This is a genomic window from Vibrio cholerae, assembly GCF_008369605.1.
Classification (GTDB): Bacteria; Pseudomonadota; Gammaproteobacteria; order Enterobacterales; family Vibrionaceae; genus Vibrio; species Vibrio cholerae.
Genome location: NZ_CP043554.1, coordinates 325,022 through 336,756, shown reverse-complemented (window position 1 = coordinate 336,756; position 11,735 = coordinate 325,022). Strand labels below are relative to the sequence as shown.

16 protein-coding genes are annotated in these 11,735 nt (G+C 47.1%); 8 read left to right on the top strand and 8 right to left on the bottom strand.

Features of this window, described 5'->3' with window-relative positions; all coding sequences use genetic code 11:
• The first annotated feature begins 117 nt into the window (after positions 1-117).
• From pyrB to F0316_RS01720, 3 genes are all read left to right on the top strand, one after another.
• Positions 118-1,047 (top strand): aspartate carbamoyltransferase, encoded by a 930-nt coding sequence (gene pyrB / locus F0316_RS01730; RefSeq protein WP_000013845.1) that lies wholly within the window; start codon positions 118-120, stop codon positions 1,045-1,047.
• Between the two features lie 11 nt (positions 1,048-1,058).
• Positions 1,059-1,526: an aspartate carbamoyltransferase regulatory subunit gene (gene pyrI / locus F0316_RS01725; RefSeq protein WP_000032502.1), complete on the top strand. Its 468-nt coding sequence runs from the start codon at positions 1,059-1,061 to the stop codon at positions 1,524-1,526.
• 104 nt (positions 1,527-1,630) lie between these two features.
• Complete coding sequence (locus F0316_RS01720; protein WP_000170058.1) at positions 1,631-2,020, top strand: RidA family protein; 390 nt, start codon at positions 1,631-1,633, stop codon at positions 2,018-2,020.
• Between the two features lie 80 nt (positions 2,021-2,100).
• Here the strand turns inward: F0316_RS01720 and F0316_RS01715 are convergent, their stop codons facing one another.
• From F0316_RS01715 to mlaF, 8 genes are all read right to left on the bottom strand, one after another.
• The gene (locus F0316_RS01715) at positions 2,101-2,829 is read right to left on the bottom strand and encodes a 1-acylglycerol-3-phosphate O-acyltransferase (RefSeq protein ID WP_000561039.1); all 729 of its coding nucleotides are present in this window, start codon (positions 2,827-2,829) and stop codon (positions 2,101-2,103) included.
• Between the two features lie 78 nt (positions 2,830-2,907).
• Positions 2,908-4,167: a UDP-N-acetylglucosamine 1-carboxyvinyltransferase gene (gene murA / locus F0316_RS01710; RefSeq protein ID WP_000410586.1), complete on the bottom strand. Its 1,260-nt coding sequence runs from the start codon at positions 4,165-4,167 to the stop codon at positions 2,908-2,910.
• Between the two features lie 7 nt (positions 4,168-4,174).
• The gene (ibaG, locus tag F0316_RS01705) at positions 4,175-4,429 is read right to left on the bottom strand and encodes a BolA family iron metabolism protein IbaG (RefSeq protein ID WP_000376481.1); all 255 of its coding nucleotides are present in this window, start codon (positions 4,427-4,429) and stop codon (positions 4,175-4,177) included.
• A complete protein-coding gene (locus tag F0316_RS01700; RefSeq protein ID WP_000019311.1) occupies positions 4,422-4,751 on the bottom strand; it encodes an STAS domain-containing protein in 330 nt (109 codons plus the stop codon). The genes ibaG and F0316_RS01700 overlap by 8 nt, the downstream gene beginning before the upstream one ends.
• Positions 4,748-5,386, bottom strand: a complete 639-nt coding sequence (gene mlaC / locus F0316_RS01695; protein WP_000265516.1) for a phospholipid-binding protein MlaC — start codon at positions 5,384-5,386, stop codon at positions 4,748-4,750. Before mlaC ends, F0316_RS01700 begins: the two co-directional genes overlap by 4 nt.
• Before the next feature lie 3 nt (positions 5,387-5,389).
• Positions 5,390-5,881 carry an outer membrane lipid asymmetry maintenance protein MlaD gene (gene mlaD / locus F0316_RS01690; protein WP_033928865.1) on the bottom strand — a complete coding sequence of 164 codons (492 nt, stop codon included), beginning with the start codon at positions 5,879-5,881 and terminating at the stop codon, positions 5,390-5,392.
• A gap of 2 nt (positions 5,882-5,883) precedes the next feature.
• Positions 5,884-6,660, bottom strand: coding sequence for a lipid asymmetry maintenance ABC transporter permease subunit MlaE (mlaE, locus tag F0316_RS01685; RefSeq protein WP_001887761.1), 777 nt, complete (start codon positions 6,658-6,660; stop codon positions 5,884-5,886).
• 4 nt (positions 6,661-6,664) lie between these two features.
• The gene (gene mlaF / locus F0316_RS01680; RefSeq protein ID WP_000083183.1) at positions 6,665-7,468 is read right to left on the bottom strand and encodes a phospholipid ABC transporter ATP-binding protein MlaF; all 804 of its coding nucleotides are present in this window, start codon (positions 7,466-7,468) and stop codon (positions 6,665-6,667) included.
• Positions 7,469-8,506: 1,038 nt separating this feature from the next.
• Here mlaF and F0316_RS01670 point away from each other — a divergent pair.
• Genes F0316_RS01670 through lptA form a run of 5 tightly spaced genes read left to right on the top strand, consistent with a single transcriptional unit; the run spans position 8,507 to position 11,734 of the window.
• Positions 8,507-9,112: a hypothetical protein gene (locus F0316_RS01670; protein WP_407047559.1), complete on the top strand. Its 606-nt coding sequence runs from the start codon at positions 8,507-8,509 to the stop codon at positions 9,110-9,112.
• 55 nt (positions 9,113-9,167) lie between these two features.
• Complete coding sequence (gene kdsD / locus F0316_RS01665) at positions 9,168-10,142, top strand: arabinose-5-phosphate isomerase KdsD (RefSeq protein WP_001120614.1); 975 nt, start codon at positions 9,168-9,170, stop codon at positions 10,140-10,142.
• Entirely contained in the window at positions 10,142-10,699 is a 558-nt protein-coding gene (kdsC, locus tag F0316_RS01660) for a 3-deoxy-manno-octulosonate-8-phosphatase KdsC (protein WP_000099768.1), read from the top strand. Before kdsD ends, kdsC begins: the two co-directional genes overlap by 1 nt.
• On the top strand, positions 10,696-11,259 hold the full coding sequence (gene lptC / locus F0316_RS01655; protein WP_000059348.1) for an LPS export ABC transporter periplasmic protein LptC: 564 nt from the start codon (positions 10,696-10,698) through the stop codon (positions 11,257-11,259). Before kdsC ends, lptC begins: the two co-directional genes overlap by 4 nt.
• A complete protein-coding gene (gene lptA / locus F0316_RS01650; protein ID WP_000830444.1) occupies positions 11,240-11,734 on the top strand; it encodes a lipopolysaccharide transport periplasmic protein LptA in 495 nt (164 codons plus the stop codon). Before lptC ends, lptA begins: the two co-directional genes overlap by 20 nt.
• Position 11,735: the final 1 nt, after the last annotated feature.

Genomic DNA, 11,735 nt, shown 5'->3' with positions numbered 1-11,735 from the left:
CCATCGTAGTAAGCAAATTGGCTTACTGGCCTCACTGTTTTTCCCCTCATCGATTTGTTAAAGCCTCCCTAATGGGGGGCTTTTTTATGGCTGTTAGAAAATATAGGGAAGACGATCATGGCGAATTCGCTTTACCAAAAGCACATCATCTCCATTGCTGAACTCTCACGCGCTGAGTTGGAGTTGATTGTGAAAACCGCAGGCCAACTAAAGGCACAACCGAATCCAGAGCTGATCAAGCACAAGGTCGTGGCCAGCTGTTTCTTTGAACCTTCCACCCGTACTCGCCTCTCATTCGAGACTGCAATCCAACGTATCGGTGGCAGCGTAATTGGCTTTGATAACGGCGGCAACACGTCACTGGCGAAGAAAGGCGAAACCCTAGCCGACTCAGTACGCGTCATCTCCTCTTATGTTGATGCTTTTGTAATGCGTCATCCGCAAGAAGGTGCCGCGCGTTTAGCGTCTGAATTTTCTAACGGCATCCCTGTGATTAACGCCGGTGATGGTTCAAACCAACACCCATCGCAAACCCTGCTCGATCTCTACTCCATTTTCGAAACCCAAGGCCGCCTCGATAACCTCGATGTCGCATTTGTTGGTGATTTAAAATATGGCCGCACCGTGCATTCACTGGCGCAAGCGCTGGCTAAATTTGATAACAACCGCTTCTACTTTGTGGCACCGGAAGCCCTAGCGATGCCAGACTACATCTGTGAAGAGCTGGATGAAGCAGGTGTGAAATACCAAGTGTTCAGCGATATGGAAAGCGTGATCCCAGAGCTGGATATTCTGTACATGACGCGTGTACAGAAAGAACGTTTTGATGAGTCGGAATACGCGCATATCAAATCGGCCTATATCTTGACGGCCGCTCACCTGAGCGATGCGCGCAGCAATCTGAAAGTGCTGCACCCACTGCCACGGGTGGATGAGATCACCACTGATGTCGATAAAACCCCACACGCTTACTATTTCGAGCAAGTTGAAAACGGAGTTTATGCCCGTGAAGCCTTGCTGGCTCTAGTTTTGAACGAATCGCTGTAAGGAGAGCAATCATGAGCAAAGAGACGAAATTACAAGTTGAAGCGATCAAAAACGGCACGGTCATTGACCACATTCCCGCCAAAGTGGGGATTAAAGTGCTGAAGCTGTTTGATATGCACAACTCCGCGCAGCGTGTCACCATCGGCCTCAATCTGCCTTCTTCTGCCCTCGGCAGCAAAGATCTGCTCAAGATTGAAAATGTGTTCATCAGTGAAGCGCAAGCCAACAAACTCGCGCTGTACGCGCCACACGCGACCGTAAACCAAATTGAAAATTACGAAGTGGTGAAGAAGTTGGCGCTGCAACTGCCAGAGCGCATCAACAATGTGTTTGCCTGCCCAAACAGCAACTGCATTTCACACAATGAGCCAGTGGAAAGCAGCTTCAAGCTTTCTGAGAAGAACAACGACATCCGTCTGAAATGCAAATACTGTGAAAAAGTGTTTGCGCGCGATGTGGTCACGGAAATCGAAGCTTAACCGCTGTCAGCAAGATAGGGATAAATGAGAGCTCGGCGCTTTACCTACCAAAGCTTTACAGGCAAACTGAACAGCGATTTTCGAACCACTAACGGATAAGAAAGATGACAAAAGTTCTGCATACTGACGCGGCTCCGGCTGCCATTGGCCCATACATTCAAGGTGTTGATCTTGGCAACATGGTACTGACGTCTGGTCAAATCCCAGTGAATCCAGCCACAGGTGAAATTCCTGCGGATATCGCTGCGCAAGCTCGCCAATCACTGGATAACGTGAAAGCCGTGGTTGAAGCCTCAGGCCTAACCGTCGGTGACATTGTGAAAATGACCGTATTCGTGAAAGATCTCAACGACTTCGGCACGGTAAACCAAGTGTATGGCGCATTCTTTGATGAGCATAAAGTCGCGCACTACCCAGCGCGTTCTTGTGTTGAAGTGGCACGTCTGCCAAAAGATGTGGGCATCGAGATCGAAGCGATCGCAGTACGCAAGTAATCCATTTTATTGGATCTCAAATACCAAAAGGGTTGCCAGTGGCAACCCTTTCTTTTTATTCGTTTCGATCAAAACTGCGGCTAGGCTTTACGGTTCAGCTCAGCCACTTCGGCATCCAACTGTGCCAGTTTGGCTTTCATCAGATCATAACAGTGCTGTGACAGCTCGCGGATATTCTCTTTGCTGTAGCCTTCGGTGCTAATGGGAGGCAACACTTCGACAATCACATGGCCGTTGTTCCAACGGTTGAATTTAAGCTTATCGGTCGAGCTACACACGATAGGAATAATCGGCACACCCGCACCAATTGCCGCATGGAAAGCGCCCGCTTTAAACGGCAATAAACCGCGACCACGCGAACGCGTACCTTCCGGAAACATCCACACCGAAACATCGCTCTGTTTCATCGAATCAACCACTTGATCAATGGTGCCTTTGGCTTTGGCTTTGTTGGCGCGATCAATCAGGATATTGCCCGTCAACCAATAAAGCTGACCAAACAGTGGCATCCACGCGAGACTTTTCTTACCGACGGTGACCACTTTTGGCGTTACCGCTTTAGAAACGGTAAACAGATCCCAGTTATTCTGGTGGTTAGCAATATAAATGTGCTGACCACGCTGATCGACATCGGCCGGAGCGCGGTATTCAAGCTTAATGCCGAACACTTTCGACATCGCCGCAAACTGCTTACCAAAGGTATAAACATGCTTAGGGTTACGTGGACTGAACAAACAGTAACCGCAGCCAAACACAAACATATAGACAGCGAACACTGCCACTGCCAAGATTCGCAATAACGCAATCATGCAACTTCTCCGAAGGCACTGGAAGAAAAAGGCCGAAACCCTTGGATTTCGGCCCATTCATGAATGAGGAGTTTAACGCTAGTCGCGGAAACGCTCAATATTGGCACCAAGCGCTGAGAGTTTGTCCTCAATTCGCTCGTAACCACGATCAATGTGATAGATACGATCGACAATGGTTTCGCCTTTGGCGATACAACCCGCAATGACCAGACTTGCAGAAGCACGCAGATCGGTCGCCATCACTTGCGCGCCACTTAAACGATCGACATCACCGCAAATCACAGTATTGCCTTCGATTTCCGCTTTGGCACCCATGCGCTTTAACTCAGGTACATGCATAAAACGGTTTTCGAAAATGGTTTCAGTGATCACGCCACCGCCTTTCGCCATCATGTTCAGCAGTGTGAACTGCGCTTGCATGTCGGTTGGAAAACCTGGGTGCGGCGCAGTACGTACCGTAACCGCTTTGAGCTCACGCCCTGTCATATCTAAGCTGATCCAATCTTCGCCACACTCAATCTCAGCCCCCGCTTCTTCAAGCTTAGCTAAGACCGCTTCCAATAGATGTGCATGAGTGTTACGGCAAACAATTTTGCCACGCGATACGGCAGCGGCGACCAAGAAGGTGCCGGTTTCGATACGATCGGGAACCACAGCATGCTTACCACCGCCAAGACGTTCTACGCCCTCAATGGTAATGCTGTCCGTGCCGGCACCAGAGATTTTCGCACCCAGTTTATTGAGGAACATAGCTGTATCCACAATCTCAGGTTCACGCGCCGCGTTATCCAGTACGGTAGTGCCTTCTGCGAGTGTTGCGGCACACATGATGGTTATCGTGGCACCCACGCTCACTTTATCCATCACAATATGCGCGCCTTGCAAACGGCCATCAACGTGAGCTTTCACGTAGCCATCTTCCAAGGTAATGGTTGCACCAAGCTGCTCCAAACCATGGATATGCAGATCCACAGGGCGCGCACCAATCGCACAACCACCCGGTAGAGACACTTGGCCTTGACCAAAACGCGCCACCAATGGACCTAAGGCCCAAATCGAGGCACGCATGGTTTTTACCAAATCATAAGGTGCGCAATATTGGTTGATTGGACCTGCGTCCACATGCACAGAGCCATTACGCTCAACTTTCGCACCTAAACGCTCAAGCAGTTCCATAGTGGTATCGATGTCACGTAGGTGAGGCACATTGGCCACTTCAACCGGCTCTTCCGCCAAAATTGAAGCAAATAAAATCGGTAGGGCGGCATTCTTTGCGCCTGAAATGGTCACTTCGCCTTGGAGTGGCTGCGTGGACCCAATAACTCGAAACTTTTCCATAAAAACCTTAAAGGGACATCAACTTCTTATTGCGTGCCCACTCTTGTGGGGTAAACGTCTTCATTGTAACCGCGTGAATATCATTACGTTGGATGTAACCCATTAAAGGGGCATAAATCATCTGCTGTTTCTTCACGCGGCTCATATCGGCAAAACAAGCATCGACAGCGATCACTTCGTAGTGGCTGCCCTCTCCTTTGACATGAATTTCTTCGAGATTAAGAGCTTGTTGTAAAATTTGTTGGACTTGTGCGCTATCCACAATTCACCTCTGCTGGTTTGGCTATGTGTTGAGACATCAGATGTTCAATATTGCTCAACTGAAACAGTGTGCGCAGTTGTTCTGGCACGAAGCTGAGCATTATATGACAGTTTCTCACTTTTGCATGCTCTATTAAGTGAATTAACAGCACCATTCCCGCCGAGTCAATTCTGACAACTTGTTGCAAAGAAAGCTCGATTTGCTTCACTTGCGGCTGCCAATTTTTGAGAAAGATCCACAATTTGGGTACCGTTTCTCGATCCAGTTCGCCAATTAAACTGAACTGGTGTTCATTCTCGGCAGACCATTGTGGATGACTCATTGCTTTTGGCTCTCAAAACGGATCGGTTGATTCGCTAACTGTTCCAGCTCTTTCGCTACCGCCAGAATACCTTCTTGACGAATTTTGCCGCTCCATTCCGACTGTTTGCTGGACAGTAAGCTGATGCCTTCAGCAATCATATCAAATGCTTTCCACTCACCCGATTTCTCTTGGCGCAGTTTAAATTCCAGTTTGATATTCGGACGCGGCGCATCAAGGATTTCCACTTTCACTGTAGTGATGCGGCGATCCTCTTCCAATGGCATTTCAGGCCCAAACTCAATGGTTTGATTGGTGTATTGGGTCAGCACTTGCGCGTAATTCGTCACCAAATAAGCGCGAAACGCTTTAACGAACTCCGCCACATCTTCACGTTTGGCCCCTTTAAGATTGGGCCCCAGCAGTTTAAGCGCCGCGTATTGTTCGTTCACGTAAGGCATCAACTCTTCTTCCACAATCACTTTGAGATACTGCGGATCTTGATGCACTTTGGGTTGTTCGTTTTTCAGACGATCAAACGACTTCTCAGCCACCGCTTTCATCATTTGATAAGGGTTGCTGGTATCAATGGTGGCCGCTGTCGCAAGCCATGGCATTAACAGGGTACTCGCGAGGAGTAGCGCTTTTTTCCACATCACTTATTCCTTTTTCTCTTTCTCTGATCCGCCACCCACGCTATACAGCACTTGGCCAATCAAATCTTCCAATACTAATGCGGATTTGGTGTCTTCAATGCGATCGCCCTCTTTCAGCATGGCTTCATCTTCAAACACAAATCCGGGCACTAAACTCAAATATTGTTCCCCAATCAAGCCTGACGTCAGGATCTGCAAACTTGAGTTTTCAGGAAACTGGTTAAACTGGCTGTCTATCGCCAAGGTAACTGTCGGTAATAGATTTTTCGGGTTCAGCGCGATCGACTCAACGCGTCCAACCACCACGCCTCCCACTTTGACTGGAGAGCGCACTTTCAAGCTACCAATATTGTCAAACTCCGCGGTCAGGCGATAAGTATTGCTGGAGCCAAGGCCTTTGACGTCAGCGACCTGAAAAATCATCACTAAAATCGCGCAAATTCCCGCGATGACAAAGCTGCCAACCCAAAATTCAATTTTTCGTGTTTGTTGCATGATCAGTTCCCAAACATCAATGCGGTTAGAACAAAATCCAGCCCAAGTACGGCCAGTGATGAGTGCACTACGGTGCGAGTGGTCGCTCGGCTGATCCCTTCAGAAGTCGGGATCGCGTCATAACCGTTAAACAGAGCAATCCAAGTCACGGTAAACGCAAACACCACACATTTGATGGTGCTGTTACCGATATCTTGGCCCAATTCAACCGAAGCTTGCATGGCTGACCAGAAACTGCCGTGATCAATGCCTTTCCAATCCACTCCAACCAATTGGCCGCCCCAAATGCCGACCGCCATGAAAATCATTGCCAGCAGCGGCATGGAGATGACTCCCGCCCAAAAGCGTGGCGCAATAACGCGTTTCAGTGGATCGACCGCCATCATTTCAAGGCTAGACAGCTGCTCGGTGGCTTTCATCAAGCCAATTTCGGCGGTTAAGGCAGAGCCCGCTCGTCCGGCAAACAGCAGTGCCGTAACCACTGGGCCTAATTCACGCAGCAATGATAACGCCACCATCTGGCCTAGGCTGGTTTCTGCGCCGTAATCGACCAAAATCACATAGCCTTGTAAGCTGAGCACCATGCCAATAAAGAGCCCAGAGACGATAATGATCGCCAGTGACTGCACACCAATGCTGTATAACTGGCGAACGAGGAGCGGAAAATGGCGAATCGGCTGCGGACGCCCTACCAGCGCACCAAACAGCATTAAGCTTGCGCGGCCAAAGGTTTCACTGACCGCCAACGTGCGTTGCCCAACAGAGCTGACCCATCGCATCACATCATTTAGCACTAAACAGCTCCTGTTCTATCGGCTGCGCTGGAAAACGAAATGGCACAGGGCCATCTGCATCGCCGCATAAAAATTGTTGTACGCGCGGATCTGGGTTATCGCGCAATGCTTGAGGTGAACCTTGCGCAATCACCTTACCATCGGCCAACAGATAAACCCAATCCGCAATGCTCATCACTTCAGGTACATCGTGCGATACCACCACAGAGGTGACACCCAAGGCTCGATTAAGGTTACGGATCAGTTCAACCAGTACACCCATGGTGATCGGATCTTGCCCGACAAACGGCTCATCATACATGATGAGCTCAGGATCGAGTGCGATAGCCCTTGCCAATGCGGCTCGGCGCGCCATACCGCCTGAAAGCTCACTAGGCATTAAATACGCAGCACCACGCAGTCCAACCGCCTCTAATTTCAGCAGCACCAAGGTTTTAATCATGGCTTCATCAAGTTCGGTATGCTCGCGCAATGGGTAAGCCACATTGTCAAACACATTAAGATCGGTAAACAGCGCGCCTGATTGGAACAGCATGCTCATCTTCTTACGAGCACGATACAGTTTGCGGCGACTGAGGGTGGGAATATTTTCACCATCGAACCAGATCTCTCCCTGTTCTGGCAGGAGTTGACCGCCGATCAAACGCAGCAGTGTGGTTTTACCGATTCCCGAAGGCCCCATAATTGCTGTCACTTTACCTTTGGGGACATGCAGATCTATGTCATCAAAAATGACGCGCTGCGAGCGCGAAAAACGCAAATTTTTGATGGTGACTAAGTCAGATTGAGACATATGGGCACTTCACTGTTAGGTCGACATCCTGAAAGAATGCGCATGATAATGCACAATATGGTGCAATTAAAAGCACGCATCAATCCATGCTTGGGTTCTTGACCAAGAATTGTCAAAGTCGTTCAACTCATTTTGCGCCTAAAAACCCGATAAAAGTCTTCATCCAGCATAGTCGATAGCATGCAGACGACAACCTAGGAACAAGCTTTAAAGGCTGACGTTTACTGTGACAAACAGGCAAAATCGCAAGGGGATAAGGATAATTAATTGGAACTTCGACTTCCCTTTTAATACCCAACACGTCAAAATTGGCGGCCAATTCTCTGCCTAAATGGCTGAAGATGCCTGACCTTGCGTGAATTCGTCCATTGATGGAGGTGTTTGCCTTGATCTAAGAGTCGAGACTCTTATACCCAAACAACTTGGAGTTGCAGGTAGCGGCAACTTGTAGAGCTTTCATAGCAAAGAAGTATAGAATTTATCTGTCTCCCCTATATAACTATTCTTTTAATTATTTTCACATATTTAAAAAAACAAACAACGTTTTCAACCTTATAAAATCTTTATAAAAATATACATTACATCCAAATAATTTCTTTCCCCAATTATATTTAATTTAACTCATCTCAATTCCAAAAACTATCACTTAATTCAATTATTAATTTTCTTAAAATTCTACTTTTCCCTAATATATTTAAATTAACAATCCACATTATAAAATTACATTCATAACTAACTATTTAATTTAAACTATCTCCATTCATATCAATTATATCACTTATTATCCAAAATTTTCCACAATTAAAACATCCTTTCATACATCATATAAATTAAACAAATTCATATCCTATCTTTCTCCTTTATAAATATTCATCTATTTAATTCATTAAAACAAAAATTATACAAATCCACACACCCCAACCAACCCCCCCACAAACACCCACCCCCCAACACCAAAACAAAAAAAAAACCCCACAAAAAAACCACCACAAACCCCACAAAAACAAAAAAAAAAACAAAAAAACCCCCCCCACATAAATCACACCCCCCCAACATATTTACAATATTATATATTTCCATTTTTACCTATATATAATTATATATATACAATACAATATATTATTTTATTTATTTAACCCAACCCCCCCCTCCCAAAATAAAAAATTAACCCCTATATTTTTTTTTTCACAATACCCATTTACCCCCCCCCCCTCTACCCTTTATTTTTCCCTTTTTTTTTTTTTTTGCGCAGGCATGCTAGTCGATAACGCGGTGGTGATTGCCAAACATTTTGGGATGAGCGATCTGGTGATCGGCTTAACCATTATTGCGGTGGGCACCAGCTTACCTGAGCTGGCAGCCTCATTGGCGGGCGCGCTTAAAGGCGAAGATGATATGGCGGTCGGTAACATTATCGGCTCAAACGTTTTCAACATTTTAGCGGTGATGGGCTTACCGGGTTTACTTAACCCTTCTCTGCTTAGCCCTGAAGCCATGAGTCGTGACTTTTGGGTGATGCTCGGTGTCTCTTTGCTGCTGGTTGGGGTCGCTTTGGGCAAAAAACGTCAAATCACTCGCTTAGAAGGCGCACTCCTACTGTGCTCTTTCATCGGTTACATTACTTACCTATTAATGAACATCTAAGTGAGAAAATATCTCCGTTCATGAATATCGCCGTGTACTAAAGAGGAAGATGAGGATGCCCCATTCATTTGATTACCAAACGGTCGCTAAACAAGTGCTAGCAACCGAAATCCATGCATTGCAACAGCTAGAGCAGTATATCAATGACGATTTTGCGCGTGCTTGTGCGATGATTTTGGCCAATCAAACGGGCAAAGTCGTGGTGATGGGGATGGGCAAATCAGGCCATATTGGTAAGAAAATTGCCGCCACCTTAGCCAGTACAGGAACGTCTGCCTTTTTTGTACATCCGGGTGAAGCTTCACATGGGGATCTCGGAATGATTGAACGTGGCGATATCGTACTCGCCATCTCTAATTCCGGAGAATCATCAGAAATCCTCGCCCTGCTTCCCGTGCTCAAGCGCTTGAGTATTCGCGTGATCAGCATGACAGGCAACCCCAACTCCAACATGGCGAAATTGGCCGATATCCATCTGCAAATCACCGTACCGCGTGAAGCTTGCCCGTTAGAGCTTGCGCCAACCTCAAGCACCACCGCCACTCTCGTAATGGGCGATGCGTTGGCGGTGGCTCTGATGCAGGCACGCGGTTTCACCGCAGAAGATTTTGCTTTGTCTCACCCAGGTGGCGCACTTGGGCGTAAACTCTTGCTCAAACTCAATGACATCATGCACAGTGGTGATGCACTGCCTAAAGTGGCACCACAAGCCTTGATCCGAGATGCTTTGCTCGAAATCAGTCAAAAAGGGCTTGGCATGACAGCCATTGTCGATGAACAAGACACCCTACTCGGTATTTTTACTGACGGTGATTTACGGCGCATTCTTGATAAACGCATCGATATTCACAGCACTGTGATTGCCGATGTGATGACGCGCCAACCAACCGTTGCTCAGCCCAATTTGCTGGCCGTGGAAGGATTGAATTTAATGCAGGCTAAACGCATTAATGGCCTGATGCTCGTTGAAAATAATAAATTGGTCGGTGCACTGAACATGCACGATCTACTCAAAGCCGGAGTGATGTAATGAGTTCAACCGTCTCAACCTTGTATGGAGAAGTGGAACCTTCACTGCTGGAGATTGCCAAACAGATCAAACTGCTGATTTGCGATGTCGACGGTGTGTTTTCTGACGGCTTAATTTATATGGGTAACCAAGGCGAAGAGTTAAAAACCTTCCACACTCGTGATGGTTATGGTGTGAAAGCGTTAATGAATGCGGGAATTGAAATCGCGATCATTACTGGCCGCCGCTCACAAATTGTTGAAAATCGCATGAAAGCGCTAGGCATTTCACTGATCTATCAAGGTCAGGATGATAAAGTGCAGGCTTATTATGATATTTGTCAGAAACTGGCGATCGCTCCTGAGCAGACCGGCTACATTGGTGATGACCTCATCGATTGGCCTGTTATGGAAAAGGTGGCACTGCGTGTGTGTGTGGCCGACGGTCATCCACTGCTGGCGCAACGTGCCAATTACGTTACGCATATCAAAGGCGGTCACGGCGCCGTGCGCGAAGTGTGCGATTTGATTTTGCAAGCGCGTAACGAACTGGATGTTCATAAAGGCCTGAGCCTATGAGTTTGTCGCGCATTGTTTACGTTCTGCTGTTGTTTATTGCTTCTTGGTCACTCTATTACTTATTGGGACAAGAACAAGACAGTAAGATTCAGGTGGCTCCGAATTTGGAGTTGCCTATGTTCAGTGGCGAGAACTTAGAAAATATTTCGTATGACGAACAAGGTATCCGCAACTACGTGATCACTTCGATTCATCTGGATCACTATGCGAAAAGCGGCAATACCCTGTTTAAAGCTCCGATACTCAAAGTGTATCGGGAAGGTACATTACAAGAGTGGGAAATCACCGCACGCAGAGGCATTCTGAGCAAAGATCAGGTGCTGACCTTATATGACGACGTTTTGGCTAAAAATCTACTTCCAGACTCCGGCTTTGATACTCTCACCACCAGCGAGATGAGTATCCAACTCAAAAGTCGTGACTTCTGGGCCGATAAGCCCGTCGAACTGCGCGGCCCACAATTTGAAACACACGGTCAAGCGATGAAAGGCAACTTTGCCGATCATTCGGCTGAACTTTATAACCAAGTACAAGGTAGATATGAAACGCTCACACCTTAGTCTTATTGCTTGTTTGCTCGCCTCGACTCAGGCTTATGCACTCTCTACCGACAGAGAACAACCAGTTTATATCGACTCAGACAGTCAACAACTGGATATGAAGAGCAATCGTGTCACCTTCTTAGGCGATGTCAAACTCAAGCAAGGCAGCATCAACATCAATGCCGACAAGTTGATCGTGATCCGTAATGCTGAAAACGGCAAAATTGAAGAAATCGAAGGCTATGGCAACGTCGCAACCTTCTCGCAACTGACTGATGAAGGCAAAACCCTGTATGGTGAAGCCAAAGAGCTGTACTACAAAGTTCGCGACGATGAGTTAGTGATGATCAATAAAGCCATGTTGTCACAAGATGACAGCGAAATTCGCGGCAGCAAAATCCGCTACAAAATCAGCTTGCAGAAACTGATTGCCGATAGTGATGGCAAAGGGCGCGTCTCTACCGTTCTTCAACCACAAGCAATCCAAGAGTAAC